This is a genomic window from Flavobacterium micromati (assembly GCF_900129585.1).
GTDB classification, from domain to species: Bacteria; Bacteroidota; Bacteroidia; order Flavobacteriales; family Flavobacteriaceae; genus Flavobacterium; species Flavobacterium micromati.
On sequence record NZ_FQWF01000019.1, the window covers coordinates 12,686 to 32,580 of the forward strand.

Annotated in this window: 19 protein-coding genes; 16 read left to right on the top strand and 3 right to left on the bottom strand. The window is 31.6% G+C overall.

The window, feature by feature from the left end; translation table 11 throughout:
• Position 1: 1 nt before the first annotated feature.
• Positions 2 to 670 carry a hypothetical protein gene (locus tag BUB42_RS15465; RefSeq protein WP_073021997.1) on the bottom strand — a complete coding sequence of 223 codons (669 nt, stop codon included), beginning with the start codon at positions 668 to 670 and terminating at the stop codon, positions 2 to 4.
• Between the two features lie 646 nt (positions 671 to 1,316).
• Here BUB42_RS15465 and BUB42_RS15470 point away from each other — a divergent pair.
• The 5 genes from BUB42_RS15470 to BUB42_RS15490 are packed head-to-tail and all read left to right on the top strand — an operon-like array spanning position 1,317 to position 6,781.
• A complete protein-coding gene (locus BUB42_RS15470) occupies positions 1,317 to 2,573 on the top strand; it encodes a voltage-gated chloride channel family protein (protein ID WP_073021998.1) in 1,257 nt (418 codons plus the stop codon).
• A gap of 60 nt (positions 2,574 to 2,633) precedes the next feature.
• Positions 2,634 to 3,638, top strand: coding sequence for a DHH family phosphoesterase (locus tag BUB42_RS15475; protein ID WP_073022000.1), 1,005 nt, complete (start codon positions 2,634 to 2,636; stop codon positions 3,636 to 3,638).
• Positions 3,639 to 3,642: 4 nt separating this feature from the next.
• Positions 3,643 to 4,296: a gliding motility-associated peptidyl-prolyl isomerase GldI gene (gene gldI, locus BUB42_RS15480; protein ID WP_073022002.1), complete on the top strand. Its 654-nt coding sequence runs from the start codon at positions 3,643 to 3,645 to the stop codon at positions 4,294 to 4,296.
• Between the two features lie 16 nt (positions 4,297 to 4,312).
• Entirely contained in the window at positions 4,313 to 5,437 is a 1,125-nt protein-coding gene (locus tag BUB42_RS15485; RefSeq protein WP_073022004.1) for a peptidylprolyl isomerase, read from the top strand.
• A 33-nt stretch (positions 5,438 to 5,470) separates the two neighbouring features.
• Positions 5,471 to 6,781, top strand: coding sequence for a peptidylprolyl isomerase (locus tag BUB42_RS15490; protein ID WP_073022006.1), 1,311 nt, complete (start codon positions 5,471 to 5,473; stop codon positions 6,779 to 6,781).
• 73 nt (positions 6,782 to 6,854) lie between these two features.
• Here BUB42_RS15490 and BUB42_RS15495 read toward each other — a convergent pair whose 3' ends face one another.
• A complete protein-coding gene (locus tag BUB42_RS15495) occupies positions 6,855 to 7,298 on the bottom strand; it encodes a hypothetical protein (RefSeq protein WP_073022008.1) in 444 nt (147 codons plus the stop codon).
• A 187-nt stretch (positions 7,299 to 7,485) separates the two neighbouring features.
• Between BUB42_RS15495 and BUB42_RS15500 the strand changes: the two genes are divergently transcribed.
• The 7 genes from BUB42_RS15500 (at position 7,486) to BUB42_RS15530 (ending at position 14,181) form a co-directional block, all read left to right on the top strand.
• Entirely contained in the window at positions 7,486 to 8,529 is a 1,044-nt protein-coding gene (locus BUB42_RS15500) for a tyrosine-type recombinase/integrase (RefSeq protein WP_073022011.1), read from the top strand.
• A 143-nt stretch (positions 8,530 to 8,672) separates the two neighbouring features.
• Positions 8,673 to 10,196, top strand: coding sequence for a hypothetical protein (locus tag BUB42_RS15505; RefSeq protein WP_073022013.1), 1,524 nt, complete (start codon positions 8,673 to 8,675; stop codon positions 10,194 to 10,196).
• Between the two features lie 332 nt (positions 10,197 to 10,528).
• Entirely contained in the window at positions 10,529 to 10,855 is a 327-nt protein-coding gene (locus BUB42_RS15510) for a tetratricopeptide repeat protein (RefSeq protein WP_073022016.1), read from the top strand.
• Position 10,856: 1 nt separating this feature from the next.
• On the top strand, positions 10,857 to 11,297 hold the full coding sequence (locus BUB42_RS15515; RefSeq protein WP_073022018.1) for a hypothetical protein: 441 nt from the start codon (positions 10,857 to 10,859) through the stop codon (positions 11,295 to 11,297).
• A 354-nt stretch (positions 11,298 to 11,651) separates the two neighbouring features.
• Positions 11,652 to 12,467 carry a DUF5694 domain-containing protein gene (locus BUB42_RS15520; RefSeq protein WP_073022019.1) on the top strand — a complete coding sequence of 272 codons (816 nt, stop codon included), beginning with the start codon at positions 11,652 to 11,654 and terminating at the stop codon, positions 12,465 to 12,467.
• Between the two features lie 41 nt (positions 12,468 to 12,508).
• Positions 12,509 to 13,216 carry a DUF6090 family protein gene (locus tag BUB42_RS15525; RefSeq protein WP_073022021.1) on the top strand — a complete coding sequence of 236 codons (708 nt, stop codon included), beginning with the start codon at positions 12,509 to 12,511 and terminating at the stop codon, positions 13,214 to 13,216.
• A 176-nt stretch (positions 13,217 to 13,392) separates the two neighbouring features.
• Positions 13,393 to 14,181, top strand: coding sequence for a hypothetical protein (locus BUB42_RS15530; RefSeq protein WP_073022023.1), 789 nt, complete (start codon positions 13,393 to 13,395; stop codon positions 14,179 to 14,181).
• 599 nt (positions 14,182 to 14,780) lie between these two features.
• Here the strand turns inward: BUB42_RS15530 and BUB42_RS15535 are convergent.
• On the bottom strand, positions 14,781 to 15,209 hold the full coding sequence (locus BUB42_RS15535; protein ID WP_073022025.1) for a hypothetical protein: 429 nt from the start codon (positions 15,207 to 15,209) through the stop codon (positions 14,781 to 14,783).
• Between the two features lie 262 nt (positions 15,210 to 15,471).
• Here BUB42_RS15535 and dcm point away from each other — a divergent pair, with 262 nt between their 5' ends.
• From dcm to BUB42_RS15555, 4 genes are all read left to right on the top strand, one after another.
• Positions 15,472 to 16,698, top strand: a complete 1,227-nt coding sequence (dcm, locus tag BUB42_RS15540; RefSeq protein WP_211517694.1) for a DNA cytosine methyltransferase — start codon at positions 15,472 to 15,474, stop codon at positions 16,696 to 16,698.
• Positions 16,695 to 17,834 carry a phospholipase D-like domain-containing protein gene (locus BUB42_RS15545; protein WP_073022027.1) on the top strand — a complete coding sequence of 380 codons (1,140 nt, stop codon included), beginning with the start codon at positions 16,695 to 16,697 and terminating at the stop codon, positions 17,832 to 17,834. Before dcm ends, BUB42_RS15545 begins: the two co-directional genes overlap by 4 nt.
• Positions 17,835 to 18,028: 194 nt before the next feature.
• A complete protein-coding gene (locus tag BUB42_RS15550; protein ID WP_073022029.1) occupies positions 18,029 to 19,480 on the top strand; it encodes a trypsin-like peptidase domain-containing protein in 1,452 nt (483 codons plus the stop codon).
• Between the two features lie 9 nt (positions 19,481 to 19,489).
• A complete protein-coding gene (locus BUB42_RS15555) occupies positions 19,490 to 19,786 on the top strand; it encodes a hypothetical protein (protein WP_073022031.1) in 297 nt (98 codons plus the stop codon).
• The last annotated feature ends 109 nt before the right edge of the window (positions 19,787 to 19,895 follow it).

Below are 19,895 nucleotides of genomic sequence, written 5' to 3' on the forward strand. Positions count from 1 at the left end.
CTTATTCCTTCACCAATACAATCGTCGCCTTAAAACCTGTTCCAAGATTCCACTGACTGGCTGATATTAAGCTTCCTTTGTCATCATAAACTTTAAATTCGGCGGTATTAGGACCGGAAGTTCCTTGATTTAGGGCTTCAAAATCTATTTTATTAAATCCTTTCTCTAATACAATTTCAAAACCTTTAAAATTGCTGTCTAGATTGACTTGAGCTTGAATCATTTTATCGTTCAAATAAACCCTAATTTGGTCGCCGTCAACATAAGCAGCATCGCGATACATTACCTTTGCGGTGGTGGAACCAGTATTGAAATTCCCTAAATTTTGATTTCGTCTGTAAACAATTCCTTGTGAATTATCCTCCTTTTTATTCCATTTATCTTTAAAAACATCACCAGGATTGATAAACTCATTTTTTGGAATCATCGAGAAATTACTAGCTGGAGTAATTGATTTAGAAGGAGATGGATTTGGATTATAAATTTCTGGGTTTTTAAAAGGACTAGGATTTTTTATAGGCGGAATATTTGCCTTTGGCGGGATAGGTTTTTTTATTTTTGGTGCATTACTTTTAGGCGGAATCGCTTTAAACTTAGAGCTAAATTCGCTCTGAGCATAACCGCTTATAGAAATGGTAAATAACATTATTAGTACTAAAATCCTTTTCATCTGTAGATAATATTTTTTTGTCTTAGAAAATTTGCGTCTTGCAATTTGGGTTTGTAACCAACACCTGCGATTGCTTATTTTATAATATTTATGTTAAACAATGCTTCAACTTTTTTAAAAATAAAAAACCAATCGTTCTTAATTCTATTATTGATCGTAATTTAACTTTCATTTATAACTTTTAAATCCCGCTTTTATTTCATTTCTATCGGAATAATAAAAGACATTGAACAGCCAAAAAACCAACATTTAAAGCAAAATCAGAAATTTTATTTCTAATTTTTTTTCTAAATTGCAAAAAATATACCAAAAATTAAATTGACATATTAGATTACCAAAATTCACTATTAACAAAAATAGGATTTAAGATTTAAACACATCATAATTTATAAATCTCTCGGAAACTTGCCCAGCATACTTTGTAAGTATAGATGACTCAAAGGAAAATATTTCGTTGAAATCACTTAAAAAATTGCATTAGGTCTAAATGGAATAACTTTATTTTTAAAACCAATTTAAAAGATAAAAATTGATTAGAAAAAACATATTGACAGTCTTAGCGTGGGAGGATAACATGGGGTATTGTCGCACGGTTCGAATAGGAAATATAATTGATGTATCAGGAACAATTGCATACTTTTAAATAATGAATGTAGAAAACATAAAAAAAATAATAGTCACCGCACTTCAATGGATTTTCATTTGTGCATTGATAGGTGTTTTGTCAGGATCAGCTTCTGCGGTTTTTTTAGTAGCACTTGAATATATTACGCAAATAAGACTTAGTAATAATTGGATTATTTGGCTGCTGCCAATAGGTGGCTTGCTAATAGGATTATCTTACCACTACTATGGTAAATCAGTAGTAAAAGGCAATAATTTATTGCTGGAAGAATACGAAAATCCTCAAAAAGTAATTCCGTTAAAAATGGCTCCTTTGGTGCTTATTGGAACCTTAATCACCCATCTATTTGGTGGATCTGCGGGACGCGAAGGCACCGCAGTACAAATGGGAGGAGCAATTGCTGACCAGTTTACACACATTTTTAAGCTTGATTCCTCTGCGCGAAAAACAATATTAATTTTAGGAATAAGCGCTGGTTTCGCTTCCATTTTTGGAACACCGCTAGCGGGCGCACTATTTGCTTTAGAGCTTGTTATTTTTAGCAAAATCAGTTTTAAGAGCGTTCCATTGTCATTTTTGTCAGCTTATATTGCTTATTTTACTGTTGAATTTTGGCAGGTAAAACATACGCATTATTCCATTCCCATAATTCCTGAGATCAGTTTGATTAACTTATTTTGGGTTGTAATTGTTAGCTTATTATTTGGATTAGCAGCACTTTTATTCTCCAGAAGTACGCATTTATGGGGAAAATTATTTTCGACAACAATTGCATACCCGCCTCTTCGTCCGTTTGTAGGCGGAATTATTTTGGCCACAGCCTTCTACTTCATCGGAAGTTCAAAATATGCGGGATTAGGCATTCCTGAAATTGTCGACGCTTTTTCAGTGCCCAATGCGCCTTATGAATTCCTCCTTAAAATATTATTTACTGGCTTTACTTTAGGTGCTGGTTTCAAAGGCGGAGAAGTTACACCCTTATTCTTTGTTGGAGCCACCTTGGGAAGTGCTTTATCGCTTATAGTTCCGCTACCCATTGCGCTTCTGGCCGGAATGGGATTTGTCGCTGTTTTTTCGGGCGCGACTCATACGCCTATTGCTTGCACGATTATGGGAATGGAACTTTTTGGGATTGAGAGTGGCATTTTCATTGGCGTAAGCTGCGCCATTGCTTACTTTTCATCTGGATCAATGGGTATTTACACTAACCAAATTGTAAAAGGGCCAAAATATTATTTGTACCAAAAATTGAAACGAAAACCAACTGACTTTCTATAACGTATCAAAATCGTGTTAATGATTTCAACATTAGCATAAAAAAATGTAATTTCGCAACCTATGAAAATACAAGATATTCAAGCGGTACAGTTGTTATTAGCAACACCAAAAAAGATTGCGATAATCCCACACCGAGGTCCTGACGGCGATGCCATGGGTTCTACGTTAGCATTATACCATTTTTTACTAAAAAATAATCACGAACCTATTATTGTTTCTCCTAATGAATTTCCAGATTTTTTAGCTTGGCTACCCGGCTCAGAAACCATAAAAATATTCGAGAAAGACAAACAAAATTGCACCAAAATCCTTCAAGAAGCGGATCTTATTTTTACTTTAGATTTTAATGCTTTGCATCGCACAGGCGAAATGGAACACGTTCTTGATAAACTGAAAGCGCCATTTATCATGATCGATCATCATCAAAAACCAGATGATTATGCTGCTATCACTTTTTCGGATACTGCTTTTGGTTCGACTTGTGAGATGATTTATAACTTCATCTCGTTTCTTGGCAAGAAACAAGATATTGACAAAACAATAGGAACTTGTATTTATACAGGTATTCTAACTGATTCTGGATCTTTTCGTTTTCCAAAAACAACTGGAAATACGCATAGAATTGTTGCTGAACTTATTGATTTAGGTGTCGAAAATACCGAGATTCCGGGTTTACTTTTTGACAATAGCGGCTTTGGACGTTTGCAAATATTGGGTCAAGCACTTCAAAACATGAAAGTGATTATGCAACATAAAACGGCGTACACCACACTTAGTCAAGAAGAACTCAATTCATTTGATTATGTGAAAGGAGATACAGAAGGCATTGTAAATTATGGTTTAAGCATAAAAGGAATTCACTTTGCTGCTATTTTTATTGAAAATACCGAAGAGAAAATCATCAAAATTTCGTTTCGTTCACAAGGCGCATTTGATGTCAATCAGTTTGCAAGAAATCATTTTAACGGCGGCGGACACCAGAATGCTGCTGGAGGAAAATCAGAAGTTTCGTTGCAGGAAACCATCCAAAAATTTGAAGATTTAGTCACAAAAATAAGCATTTAAGTGTATGAAAAACACCAATTTGATTGCCAGTATTTTCTTTTTACTCGTGCTAGTCACAAGCTGTAAGCAGCCTCAGGAAGCTAGAAGACCACTTTCTCAATCCTCGGGAAGCTTTATGAAAAAATCAATCATTCGCAATAAAAAGTTGGTGGCTGATGAGGAAACCCAAATCAAAAATTTAATAAAAAGCAACCCTAATATTCAATATACGGCTTCTACAAAAGGATATTGGTACTCGTATCAAATTCAAAATAAATTAGACTCACTGACTCCAAAAAAAGGAGATGTTGCTTTTTTTGATTACGAAATTACGGATCTGAAAGGAGCAATAATCTACTCAGAACTAGAGTTGAGACCGCAAATTTATTATGTGGACAAGCAAAATATCATGATGGGTTTGCGTGACGGAATTAAACTGATGCGCAAGGGCGAAAAGGTGAATTTTATATTTCCGTCTAATATGGGTTATGGTTATCGCGGTGATGAAAAAAAAATTGGCATGAACCAACCCATAATTTGCATCGTTACTTTACGTGATTTTAAGTCGGAAGTGGTTTATAAAAAAGAAATCCAAGCAAAAATAAAAGCCGTTATCGAGAAACCAATCGTGCAACCTGAAACACCTGCCGCAAATCAACCTAATGACACCTTAAAATAACTAATTAAACTTAAAAATGAAAAAAAAGATCCTACTCCTACTCGTTGTATTCGCTTCGTTTTATTCTTGTAAAGAGGAACACAGCAACCTACCAGACGGTTTGTACACTAAAATTGAAACTAATAAAGGAGACATCATCTTACAATTAGATTTTGAAAAAGCACCTATTACCGTTGCAAATTTTGTAACACTAGCCGAAGGAAAAAACGATTTTGTTACCAATGAAAATTTAAAAAACAAACCTTTCTTTGATGGTTTAAAATTTCACAGAGTCATTAAAGATTTCATGATTCAAACGGGAGATCCGCTTGGGACTGGCTCTGGAGATACTGGTTATAAATTTAAAGACGAATTTTCTGATTTGCGTTTTGACAATGCTGGAGTTTTGGCTATGGCCAATAATGGAGCAGCAACAAATAGCAGTCAATTTTTTATCACACATCTAGCGACACCTTGGCTGCAAGACAAACACACCATTTTTGGTCACGTAGTTGAAAACGGAATGGATGTTGTCAATAAAATTGAGCAAGAAGATTTTGTAAAAAAAGTAACGATTATTAGAAACGGTGGAGCTGCAAAAAAATTCAACGCAGTCAAAATATTCAACGATTATTTCTCAGTAGAAGCTAAAGCACAAACTCAAAGAGCTGCTCTTGACGTTGAAAACAAAAAGGTTTACAACGAAAAGTACAAAACAGTTCGAGATGAAAAAGTTGCTTATTTCACGGATCTCAAAGCAAAATCAACCAGAACAAAAACAGGTTTAGAATATGTCATCATCAAGAAAAGTGGTGGCAAAAAACCTGCTAAAGGCGCTAATGTTTTTATTCATTACGCTGGATTTCTGGAAGACGGAGAATTATTTGACGCAAGTGTAGAAAGCGTTGCTAAAACTTTTGGAAAATACGACGAAAATAGAGCTGCGCAAAACGGTTACCAACCTATTCCTTTTCAAGCTGGTAAAAAAGATGGCATGATTCCTGGTTTTATTGAAGGCTTAGAGCAATTATCTTTTGGTGACAAAGCGGTGATTTTTATTCCGTCACGCTTAGGTTACGGCGCGGCTGGAGCTGGAGGTGTGATTCCGCCAAATGCTAATATTATCTTTGAAATCGAGTTGTTAGAAAAAATGCCACAATAATACTATAAAGTTAGACCCTAAATTATTTAGAAAATGAAATTCAAAATTCTGTTTTTATTGTTTCTGGGAATGGTAAACGTCCATTCACAAACCGTTAAAAAATCTGTTCCTGTTAAAAAACCGACTACAACAGTAAAAACTGCGGTAAAAAAACCAACTACCACAGCCTCAAAAACTGCCGTTTTAAAATCGACAAAGCCCGTTGTAAAAACGCCTGCGGTTATCGAAGGTATTTTTGCTACCGTTGCTACTAATAAAGGTGATATTACAATTGAATTGGAATATAAAAAAACGCCGGTAACTGTCGCTAACTTTATCGCACTCGCCGAAGGGACAAATTCATTTGTAAGTGACCAAAAATTAAAAGGAAAACCTTTTTACGATGGTTTGAAATTTCACCGTGTGATTCAAGATTTTATGATACAAGGTGGTGATCCATCTGGAAACGGTTCTGGCGGGCCAGGATATGCGTTCAAAGATGAATTTACTGATTTGAAACACAACAAGCCAGGGATTTTGTCAATGGCTAATTCAGGACCTACAACTAACGGAAGTCAATTTTTTATCACCCACAAAGAAACTCCGTGGTTAGATGGAAAGCACACCGTTTTTGGTAAGGTAACAGTGGGGATGAACGTGGTAAACGCTATTACTCAAAATGATGTGATTACAAAGGTTACAATTGTTAGAAAAGGCGCATTGGCACAAAAATTTGACGCTCCTAAAGTGTTTTCTGATTATTTCAATAACAAATCAGAAGATCAAAAAAAGCAAGACTTAATTAACGCCGAAAATAAGAAAAAGCAAGAATTGGCCAACGCCGAAAATAACGCAAAGCAGGCGGCACTTCAAGCAGAAGCTAAGAAAAGTTATTTAGAAAAATACGGTTCCGTTGTAGCGGCAAAAGCAGCTTATTTTGCTACTGCAAAAGCTACTGCAACAACATCGCCATCAGGATTAGTATATAAAATTATTCAAAATGGCACTGGAGTGAAACCGGCTGACAAGAGCACTTTTTATTTTCATTATGCAGGCTACTTTGAAGATGGAACTTTGTTTGATAGCAGTTATGAAAATGTAGCTAAAGAATATGGAAAGTTTGATGCAAATCGTGCTGCTCAAAACGGCTACCAAGCTTTCCCCTTTGAAGCAGGCAAGAAAGATGGAATGATTGCAGGATTTATGGAATCATTAGCGTTGATGTCTTACGGCGATAAACTACTGGCTTTTATCCCAGCATCCTTAGCTTATGGATCAAGCGGCGCTGGCGAGGTAATTCCGCCTAATACAAATCTTATTTTTGAACTGGAAATGTTTGAAAAACAACCAGCTCCAAAACAATAATAAAAGAGAGAATCAATATAAAAAAAGAGCCGAAAGTTTCCATACTTTCGGCTCTTTCTGCGTTGAATAAAAACTATTTCTTAGCTTTAAATTTCCAGTCAAATTCGTCTTTTTGATTGATAATAGCACCAATCTCCACTTTGACCACTTCATCAAATTCGGTTTGGAATATAATCCAGTTTTCCTCATTGAAATAATTTTCAAACGTATCAAACTCTTCTTGTGTAAACTTTGTTATCCCTTTAGCAACCAAATCTTTTTTGACGTCACTAATTTTTCTGTTCAGTATTTTATGACCAAAAAGGGCTAAATCTAAACTTGAAGCCACTATGTAACCCAATTTAAAATCCTCCTCTATATAAAACGTCAATCTCATTTTGAGTTTATTGTAGGCAAAAATAACGTTGTCATCTTCATCTTTATAATTGCGATCTGGCTTGCCGTAAATTGCTGTTACATCATTTTGCTTCATTCCGAAAATGAGCTGATCAATTCCGTTTTTTGGATTTATTTTCATGTGTATTTTGTTATTGTTGAATGATTGGTTAAACTTTCTCACTAGTATTTGGCTTTCGCCAAAATGCTACTGGTGTTCCATTCCTATTTTCTTTTGATGTAGCAAAGTTCGGAAAGTTTACGAGAAAGTCATTAGTCTTTTAAATTAAAATTTTTTAGTTACTTTAGTCACTCAAAAACAACTGATTATGGTTTGGGAAGCAAAAATACTTACACATAAAAAGGAAAAGCGAATCGCTGTCTATTTTAAAAAAGACGCCGATTTAATTGCGCGCATCAAGCAAATTGATGGCGCAAGATGGAGCCAAACATTAATAGCGTGGCATTTACCAGATACCGATGAAAACAGAATACGATTTAAGTTAGAATCAGCAAGCTATTTTTTACCATCGGTTGAAGGAATTGCGCAGATAGAAAAGTTCAAGCAGTGGCTTCGTTCTAAACGGTACAGCGAAAATACGCTTGCGACTTATTGCGATGCGCTAAAATCATTTTTAGTATTTTATAAACACAAAGCCATTGAAGAAATTGACAATGCAGATGTAATTGTTTACAACAACGAGTATATCCTAAAAAACAAACTGTCAGCCTCCTACCAAAACCAAATTGTCAATGCAATTAAGTTGTACTTCAGCACCATAAGAGAAACAAAAATTGAAATAGATAAAATTCATCGCCCAAAACGTTCCAAAGTTTTGCCTAATGTTTTGAGTAAGCAAGAAGTAAAATTGATTTTAGAAGCACACGCTAATATCAAACACAAAACAATGCTTTCGTTGATTTATAGTTGTGGTTTGCGATGTGGCGAATTGTTAGCTATGAAACCCGTGCATATCGACTCCAAAAGAAATATAGTAATCCTCAAAAATTCAAAAGGCAAAAAAGATAGAATTGTGCCCCTTAGTCCTAAAATACTAATAATGCTTCGCGAATATTACATTGTATGCAAACCTACAACCTATTTATTTGAAGGTCAAATGGCAGGAATGCCATACGATTCTAGAAGCTTACAATTAGTTTTAAAACAAGCCTTGCGAAAAACAGGAATTACTAAACCAGCTACGTTACATTGGTTGCGACACAGCTTCGCAACACATTTACTTGAAAGCGGCACCGATTTGAGATACATACAAGAATTATTGGGACACAGCAGTAGCAAAACCACTGAAATTTATACGCACGTTAGTACGAAAAGTATTCAACAAATAAAAAGTCCTTTTGATGATTTGTAGAAAATTATTTATATATTTGAAAATTAATAAAGCGAAACAAACCTTCGCCAATCTACCCATATTTGGGTGAATATGCGAAGGTTTGTTTCGCCTATAAACTAGTTGGCGGTCAGTTTGCCAAAAATAACGACTAAAAATATAAAATGAATAATATTGATTTAAGTAAAGTTTTAAGATTCATAGAAGAAAACATAAGAATATCTGAACAAACTACAATTGAGTATTTAGATCCAAAAGGCCATATTGAAAGATTAAATAGTAAGCAAAACCAAGTAGTTTTCGGAAGAAGAGGCTCCGGAAAATCTTTACTATTAAAATCACTAAAAAGCACAGATTTAGCGACCAAATTGTACATTACAATTAATATTGAAGATTTCAAAGATATTAGTTTTCCAAACTCAATTTCACAAGTTTTGATAAGTGTAATTAAGAAGTTCAAAAAAGAAATAGACGGAAAGTATAGTGTTTTCAATTATAATCAGTGGAAAAAACAAAAAGCATTAATAAAAAAAATTGACAATTATATTAGTGATTTAAAGACCAAAATTTCAGAACCAGATACTTATAATCAAAATATAAAAGAGAAACAAGCCAGCAAATTAAGTGGTGAAGCGAGCACTGGTTTTGATAAAAGTTCTGCTAAAATATCCAGTGAATTAGCTGATGAATATGAAAATAGCCGTGAAATTTTAAAAGATAAATTAAATGAACTTAAAAATGAAATCTCAAATTTTAAAGAATTAATAGAAGAAACTACACTATTTTTAAACAAAGATATTTTCTTGATTTTTGATGACTTTTATTTTATCAGAAAACACGAACAGCCTTATTTTATTGACTTTTTCCATAGAATTTCAAAAAACACAAGATTATATTTAAAAATTGCAACAATCAAGCATAGAACTAGCTTATACATACAAACTGACACATATGTTGGTGTTGAAATTGGTCACGATATACAATCATTAAACTTGGATTATACTCTTGATGACTTTAATGGTTTAGTTTCTTTTATGAAATCACTTCTTGAGCATATTAATAACAAAGTGGGAGTTAATATTGATTATGACGATATTCTCACTGAAAATGCATTTCGCTTCTTGTGCTTAGCTTCTGGAGGTGTGCCACGAGATTTTTTATCATTATTTATAAATTTAGGAAGTAAGATGCAAAATGGTGTAAAAAACGTTTCTAAGCCAAATGTTATAGATTGTAGTATTGAAAATCTTCCAAATAAAATGGAAGCATTTAAAACTGATACAGCTGAAGAAAAATCAGTATTAGAACACTATTTGGAATTTGTTAAAGAAGAAATAATAAATCAAAAAAGAATTAATGCATTTTTAGTTTCGAATAATGATGTTTTAAAATTCCCAAAAATAAATCAAGCTGTAAAAGAATTAGTTGATTTACGATTATTCCACTTGGTTAATCCTAATATTAGCTCTGCTCCTAGCGATGGAAAAAGATATTCTGCCTATATGATTGATATAAGTTTGTTTCCGAATGCAAACCCAAGGAATTTTACTCAAATTGAACCTGGTCAGAAAGATGAAAGAAGTAGAGAAGATAAACTTAGATCTTCTCCAAAATTAAATCTAGAAAAATTCAATAATTTCATAGAAAGTTTAAATCTCACAAGAGACATAACTTTAACCAATGAATAAAAAACCGAACCGCCAACAGCGGTTTTGATATAGTGGGGTTTTAGTGGAATTATCGTTCCGCATCAAGTTTTCGTTAAGCCGAAAAATTAGCGATTACGATTTCCCCACCATCTCAAAGCCACGAGACGTTATGAGCTATAACTATCACGGAAACGAGTGTATGATTTGAATTAAGTTGTGAAAGTTTGAAAAAACATTACTAAATTTAATAGCAAATCCATCGAAATATTTCTCAAATTAAATAGAATTTGAATATGAGAAAAATGTTTATTTTATATACAAACCAAAATGATTGGCATAATTAATTAATTGTCGATTAAATAATTAAAAATATGCTTGAAGAAACATCATCCTATTATTTTATTGAAGGGAATGTAAAATTTGACCGTAAAGACTATTATGGAGCAATCGATTATTACACAAAATCAATAGAATTAAATTCAAATTATGAAGACTCCTATAATACTCGTGGTATTGCAAAAATCAAATTAAAACATTATCAAAGTGCTATTGAGGACTTTGATAAAGCGATAAAATTAAATGATAATTTTGAAAATGCATATTTCAACAGACATCTAGCATACCAAGAATTAGGAGAAAAAGAAAAAGCTTTCAAAGATTTCATTAAATATCAGCAACTAGAACTTAAGAACAAGTAAAATGAAAAAAATATTATTCATAATACTATTTATTAGCGTAAGTGGTAATGCTCAACAACTACCTATAAATAAAATTCTAGAGATACAAGAGTTGCCAATAACTCAAATGATCAAACAACTTATGGATAATGGATGGATATATAATGGTTTATTTTTTGGTGCTTACCGTTTAAACGACAGAGAACCTTGCTATCATTGTGAAGACGATAATGAAATCATTATCAATAAAGATAAGAAATTTTTCAGTCTCCTCATAAAGAATAAAAAAACATATGATAAATATATTGATGAAATAAAGAGTTCATCTGAAATAAATTACGTTGAAGATATCTTGTTAGATGATGGGTTCAAAATCGTATATAAGTATAAAAACTACACTGTTTCTACAATTACTTTCACAGGAACAAAAAAATCGTCAATTGTAATAAAGCCTATAGAATAATTATCTCCAGTGGGAAAATTATTATTTTTTTTTAAGAAAACGAAACACAATGTATAATTTCGGAAATTAAAGTATTTCATAATAAAATATAATATTGATATTCAATCAGACTTGATCAACGAACACATTGTTACAGCTCATAACACTTGCTACAAGCGATTTGGGTATTTGGCTTAATTTAAAAATGGTCTTGTATTTGGGAAGTTTAGGCAAATCCGAAAACAAGGCTTAATTTAATCCCAAACCTCTTGTAGCAAGGGGACGTTGTGCGTCACTTTCTAGCGACAGAAATAACTAATCAACATCTAATGGTAATTTGAAAAAAAAATAAACTAAAAAAAATAAACTAAAAAAATGACTTACATTAAAACAATTTCTACATTTTTAATTACTCTTTTAATTGTAACAATAACTTCTGCACAAGAATCAAAACATAAAACTAAAATCTTATTGATTGGGACAATTCACTTCGAGACGCCTCATTTAGATAAATTTGAATTAAAAACTGACGATTTTTTAGCTCCCAAAAGACAGCAGGAATTGGAAGAATTGACCGGAATTTTGAAAAGAACAAATGCTGATAAAGTGATGATAGAAAAACCATTTAATCAACAAGCTATAACCGACAGTTTGTATAATGCCTATTCAACTGGTCATTATAAACTTGCAGTTTCAGAAAGGGAACAAATTGGCTTCAGGTTAGGAAAAAAATTAAATTTAAAACGCATAAACTGTATAGATAAATTTTATGGAATGCATGATAGCTTAATGGCTGCTACCGCAAAAGAAAATAATCAACTTTATGTGCTACAAGATTTAGGGACGGAGGGAAATGCAATGATAAATGATTACGATAATCAATTGAAAAAAGGCACAATAACCGAAGTTTTAAAATACATAAATAAACCAGAAGAATTAAAAAGAAATTTATCAATATATCTAAAATTTTTAACAAAAATTGGAGCTGGTCAAAATTTTGCAGGAGCAGAATATGTATCAGAATGGTATTTAAGAAATCTTGCTATTTTTTCAAATATTATAAATCAAATTGAACCTTCAGACAAATATGTTATTTTAATTTTTGGGCAAGGACACATCCCAATATTAAAACACTTATTACAAAATAATGATGACTTTGAACTAGTTGAATTAAATAGCGTGCTAAAATAAACTGACACAAACAGCCAAATTTAAAATTACAAAAACAAAATATGCAAGACGAAATAATAAAACACTCCAAAAAATTACATTCAGCCATGATCAATAAAAGCCATTCAACTAAAGAAAAAGTAACAGAAACAGTTATAGAGATTTTTATAATTGTTTTTGCAGTATCACTTTCAATATGGCTTCATTCCTGGAGTGAACATAAGCACGAACAAAAAGAAGTTGCTGTTTTTCTTAGTAATTTAAGAAGCGACTTGCAAAATGATATTAAGATTTTAGATCAAGTTAAAGGAGAATACGCAAAAACAAATATTGGTTATGAAAAACTTTTAGCACTTACCCCTCTGCAACTTGACAGTATTCAGCAATCTAAAGCTATTGTCCATTTCCCTGTCAACTCCCAAGGAAGAAAACTAAATACTGCTAATTACGAAGCTTTTAAGTCCAGTGGTAAAATTGGCTATATTGAGGACGAAGTATTAAAACAAAAAATATTAACCTATTACCAAGAACGAGCACCGATAACAAATGAAGTGGATAAAATTTATAATGATTTTCTATTCAAGTGTTTTGACAAGATGATAGAAAATGCAGATAAATCAGACGCACAGTTATACGCAGATCCGAAATTTAAGAAATCATTATTTTTTCTTGTTAGGGTTGGTAAAAATAACATAAGAGCTTATGACGAAAATGTAAGACCAGAAGCAATCAAACTTATTAAAGAAATTGAAAATGAGCTGAATAAATAAAAAAGCGAACGCACAACAGCGGTTTGCATAAATGGCGAAATATGTTGTAAATTCACGTTTATCTTTCGCAAGAAATTTTATCTTAGCCGAAAATAATCGGTCACGAAGTTCGCCACTTCTGCAAGCCGCGAAACGTTAGGCGAAAATTTTGGGAACCGCGTAAAAAAGAAACCTTAATGAAAAATTTGACATTCATAATTTTATTATTATTTACAATTCTTGGCTGTTCAGAAAAAGGAAAATCTGAAATAGAAAAATTTACATTCTTTTCATCTCCTTCTTTTTACGGCAGTTTTAAAATAGAAACAGACAACAACTCAAAGAAAGTTATAGCTTCGATTCCATATGAATATTCTCTTGCAGATTCAATTTCAAAAAATACTTGGAGATTTATTGATTCAACAGATTTAGTAAGTGTTAGAAAGTTTTTACCAAAAGAAATTAAATTTGAAGTTCAAGTAGAAAATTCTAAATTCAACGAATTAAAAAGTGTTTTAGAAAAATTATCTAAATTTAAATCTGATAAGTTTCCACCAAATGATGGAATAACGATAAATTTAGAAATTGAAAATGAGCAAAAAGTAAAATCAAATAAAACATTTTTCTCACCAAATAGAAATTCTGAAGAAGGAAAACTAATTATTAAAACTTATGAAATAGTTGCTGAATTATTTAAAGACGAAACTAAACTTGAAGATGCGATAGAAAACTCGCAAAGATATTTTAGTGATGAAATCTTTATCGTCAAATCTACAAATCCTTTGTATGTAAAATTTTTGAATGATAATTGTGACGAATTAGAATATAAAATAAATGCACTTCCAAAAGCAGAAAAAATATTTGTTGACTTAACTAATTTTAGCAAAGACAAAAATGACTGTTTAGAAAAAACACTTCGAAAAAGATATTCTAAAATAAAGTGGATTTTGAAAATAAACGAAAATTATGGTTTTGCGGAAGAGTAAATCTTCGCCTAACAGCAGTTACACGCAATTGCGAAACTTTTGCAAGCCGGACGAATATCTTTCGCAAGAATTACTTATTTTAGCTGACAATAAACGGTCACGAAGCTCGCAACTGACGTGTAGCTGCGAAACGTTGTACGTCAGTTGCTACGACCATAAAAATCGCCGTAAATAAAACAAATTGAAAACTCGAAATACACAAAAAGTGATTCCGAAGTTGCAGCTAAAAAACTGAAATTGGAAAGTTGAAACTTGAACAGTTTGCGTGAAAATTTGTTGCGGAAAATTGCGGCGTCTAAAAATAGAATTGCTAGCGAAGCTCGAATTTTTTTTGTGAATAATGAAGTATTTACAAAAAAGTGAAAGTTTAAAAATGTTGTCGAAAGTATTGCGGAAAGTATTGTGGAAAGTATTGCGCAAAAATCAATTTAAAAAAGAACTTTTTGTTTAGGCAACCGAACGTACAACAGCCGTTTCGCACAATTGCGAATTTTGTTTAAAATTCACGTTCACGTTTCGCAAAAAATATTATCTTAGTGGAAAATAATCGGTTCCGAATTTCGCAACTGATGCGAAGCGCCGGAACGTTAGGAGCAAGCTTACAGAAAAAATCGTGTAACCAAGCCACTTTCTCTATTTTGATAATTTTTTGCAATTTTATCTAATAGTATTTTGTCGTATTTTGTCAATTTATCATTTATAACTTTTAATTCTTTTTTAATTTCTGAATCTTGGCTGTAAAACGCTCTATTTTGTATTTCGTTTGAAGTCCAAATAGATGTTTTTGTTTTCTTATTTTCTAAAACACAACTTCCTGTTTGCCAATCATTAGTATTTTTTAAAACGTCAAAATAAACGTCAATAACTTCTTTTGAAAAACAGTTTTCTAAATTGATATTCTGTAAATTCACATTGTCAATTAATGTTTCAATGAACTTGTCTTTTGTTACTTTATTTTTGTAAATAATGTAATAAATACCAAAAATCAAAATAATAATGTTTGCGAATAATAAAATGTTTGTTGTCATAAAATGTTTGTTTAAAATTTATATTTAGTTAAAAAGCCAGCTCCTAACAGCAGTTATAAGCAATGGCAAGTTTTGTTTTAAGTTCATAATCTCGTTTCGCAAGAACTTTTATCTTAGCCGAAAATATCCAATTCCGTACTTTGCCACTGCTTATAGCTGCAACAACGTTACCTGTAATGCCAGCGAACCGCAGAAAAACGACAACCGAAAAGGAAATCAACTATTTTTTTGTACCTTTCCACCTAATTTGACAGACAATAAAATGAGTTTAAAACAGACAATAAGTATAAATGAATTTGATGGTAAAAGCTATCAAATAAGGCTTGTTGAAGGAATTGAAGAAAAAGCCGTTTTGACACATTACCTGCATAATTACAGAAATGGTGTAAAAAAACATTACGAAAAAGACGCAATTTCTACACTAAAAAACTTTGTGGAATACAAACAAATTGAAACAGAACCTTCAATAGTTGCAGAAGATGCTTTACAACAATTACTTTTTGAAGTTGAAAACGTACCGTTTCCAACTCCCGAAAATTATAGTTTTAAATTCATTGATTTATTTGCAGGAATTGGCGGATTTAGATTAGCACTACAAAACGTAGGTGGAAAATGTGTTTTTACAAGCGAATGGAATAATGAAGCTCAAAAAACGTATCGAGAAAATTTCGGAGAAGTTCCATTTGGTGACATAACTAAAGAGCGAAATAAAAATTATATTCCCGAAAAATTTGACGTTTTATGTGCAGGTTTTCCTTGCCAAGCATTTTCAATTGCAGGCTATCAGAAAGGTTTTGCAGACACAAGAGGAACTTTATTTTTTGACATCGAGCAAATTGTAGAAAAACACAAACCAAAGGTTGTGTTTTTAGAAAACGTGAAAAATTTGGTTTCTCACGACAACGGAAATACTTTTAAAACAATAATTGAAACACTTGAAATTAAACTTGGCTACAAAGTATTTCATAAAATTTTAAATTCTGCAACTCACGCAAACGTCCCGCAAAATCGTGAACGTATTTTTATTGTTGCTTTTGACCCAAAACAGGTGAAAAATTTTGAAAAATTTGAATTTCCAAAGGAAATCAAATTAACAAAAACTATTCACGACATTTTAGAGAAAGGCAAACAAGATGATATTTATTATTACAAAAAAGACCATCAATATTATCCAGAACTTGCAAAAACAATGCTTTCAAAAGACACTGTTTATCAGTGGCGTAGAGTTTATGCAAGAGAAAACAAGAGTAATGTTTGTCCAACATTAACAGCAAATATGGGTTCTGGTGGACACAACGTTCCGCTTATTAAAGATGATTTTGGAATTAGAAAATTAACACCAAAAGAATGTTTTGCGTTTCAAGGTTATCCTATAGAAAAATATATTTTACCAAAACTTGCAAATAGTAAATTATATATGCAAGCAGGTAACTCTGTAACAACTAATTTAGTAGAAAGAATTGCAAATCAAATCATAAAAGTTTTATGAAATCATTTGCAGAAATCGACATAGAAAAAAACGGAAATTATTTGAAACTGCTTTCAGCAGTTTCAAAACTTTCGGGTTTGTTCAGTGAAAGTGCTATTCCTTTCATTAATTATCGTGTTGCAGAAAATATATTTTGTAGAAGTTTTGATGCTGGAAATCTTTCTCGTTCTGACACGGCTTTTGATGCGAATTATAATTCTATTGGTGTTGGATTGAAAACTTTTGTTTGTAGTGGAAATTCGAGTACCGAAAAAATTGCCGAATTTAATTCTCTATCGAGAACTTTAAAAGATTTTAAAGGTAAAGAATTGGCTTTGAAACTTGGAGAATTTAGAAATGATAGAATTAATTTAGCTAATCGAGTTTACGATATTGAAAATTCACTTTATCATATTGTTGCTCGAAAAGAAAAAGAACTTTTACTTTATGAAACTGATTACAACATTATCGATGTTGCTAATATTCATTCTGTTAAAGATAATAAAGCAAGTTTGCAATTTGAAGATGGAAATAATTTGTATACTTTCAATTATTCAAAAAGTACACTTTTTAGAAAATTTATTATTCCGCAAAATGCTTTTCGTTTACCAATTGAAATAATTGAAGACCCATATTCATTGCTTCTTGAATTGTTTGAGGAAAACAAAGATTTAAAATCTGCAACTGACAAACTTGTAAAAGGCGAAAATTATGTAATTTTGCCACTTTACGGTATTCAGAAAAAAGAGAAATTCATTTTTGAACGTAGCGGTTTAAATCAATGGAATGCGAACGGAAGAAAAAGAAATTTTGGCGAAATATACATTCCAATTCCCTCGGAATTGCATAAAAAATATCCAACATTCTTTCCAAAAAGAGACGAAGATTTTAATTTGCAAATACCAACAGGAGAAATATTTAGTGCAAAAGTTTGTCAAGAAAATTCAAAAGCATTAATGACAAATCCAAATAAAGCACTTTCTGACTGGCTTTTAAGAAAAGTTTTACAACTAAAAGAAGGCGAATTGGCAACTATTGAAAAATTGGATAAACTTGGTTTTGACAGCGTAATTATTACAAAATCTGACAACCAAAATTTCAAAATTGACATTATGAAAACGAACACATATAACGAATTTAACCAAGACGAGGAATAGGCACTACAGGTAACAGCGGTTTTGCGTAATGGCGGGTTTAGTACTAAATTCAAGTTCAGTTTTTCAATTGAACTTTAGTGCAAAATTGAAAGTTTCGTCGTCGAAATTCGCCACTACGCAAAGCCACAAAACGATGGCAGTAATTTTATTGACGAAACCGCACATATTAACATTCATAAATAATAATAATAATAATGAATAAAACACTTACTTTTTTTTTACTTTTAATGTGCTTAAACACATTTGCTCAAAATGATAATGCTACAGTTTATATTTATAGACCATCAAATTTTGTAGGTTCAATGGTAACAGACCATATCTATATTAACAATAAGAAAATTTGTGAACTAAAAAATGGAGGATATTTAGAATACAAAGTTTTCACAGAAAACACAATAGGAATATCTGTTTATGGAACTGCATTAGGAACCACAAGTGATAAGATTTCACAAGTTAGTTTTAACGTTTCAAAAGGACAAAAATATTATTTCAAAATTTTTCCACAGTTTGGTAAAATTGGTATTGAACAAATATACGAACCAGTAAAAGAAAGTAAATTAAACAATAAAAAATTTGTCAGTTTAACTGACATAGGAACTATTTATGAAACTGCAAATCCTGATACAGAATGGACTTATAATAAATTAATCGAACATTGGAAAAAAAACGGAATATCAGATATTGAAGGAATTTATGAAAGAGTTTCTTCACAATTAGAATATAAATTAGCAGTACTAAAAGAGAATAATGAATACAAAATCATTTATTTAGCGGGTGCAAGAGGTACAGGATGGAGAGAGGGTGATATAAAAGCAACTTTAAAAAAAACTGCAACTTTTGGAATATTTAAATCAAATTGGTTTATGTTGAACAAAGCATATAATAAAGATGTAAATGTTACTTTTTCTAATGCAACAATGAAAACACTATCAGAAACAGGAGAAGGTGATGATTATGTATTTTTAAAAATGTATCCAACTTATGATGATGATGCAAACTCAAAAATAGTTTCTCAAATTAAAGATAGTTGGAAACCATCAGGTACAGGATTTTTCATTGACCGAAATGGTTATATAGCAACAAATCATCACGTTATTGATGAAGCAAAAGAAATACAAGTTAATATTAATAATAAATCATATTTGGCAAAAGTTATAATTTCAGACGAAAGAAGTGATTTAGCAATTTTGAAAATTATTGATAATTCATTTATTCCGCTTTCTTCAATAAATTATAATTTTAACGATGAGATTTCAGAGGTTGGTAATTCTGTTTTTGCTTTAGGTTTTCCTCTAACTCAATATATGGGCGAAGAAATTAAATTTACAGATGGAAAAATTAATGCAAAGTCAGGTTTTAAAGGAGATATTTCAACATATCAAATATCTGTACCAATTCAGCCAGGAAATAGCGGAGGTCCATTATTTGACAATAATGGAACTTTAGTTGGAATTACTTCATCAGGTCTTGACAAAAGTAAAACTGACAACGTAAATTATGCAATTAAAACTAAATATTTAAAATTGCTAATTGATGAAATGAATGATAAACTAGATTTACCTAAAATAACATTTAGTAAAACAACTTTATTAACCGAAAAAATAAAAACACTTTCTAATTATGTAGTTTTCATAAAAGTAAAATAAAAAACAGAAATGAAGATAAAAGACGCAACAGAATTAAAAAATAAGAACTTACATTTAATTGGACAAAAGTTTAGAGGTGGAACAATTGATGAAATAATTATTCGACCAAAAAGCGATGAAGAATTAGACGTCTTTATGAAATCATACATAAGGTCAATGAACGCTGAAAAATCATTACTTCCTTTTTTTAAAAGTGATTTACACGTTTTTGCAGTTTTTGAGAAAGACAAAATTAGAACAAGTAGTGTGATTTTAATGACGGAAATTGAAAATTTATTAAACGAGAAATTGGACATAAAAAAATAAAAAACTACTGCCATCAGCTAGGGTTTCGTTGCGTTCGAAGAACGAACAATGAACCCGCGGTTGAACGGAACCGATTACATGCCGTCAACACTATGGAGTTATCGTAATG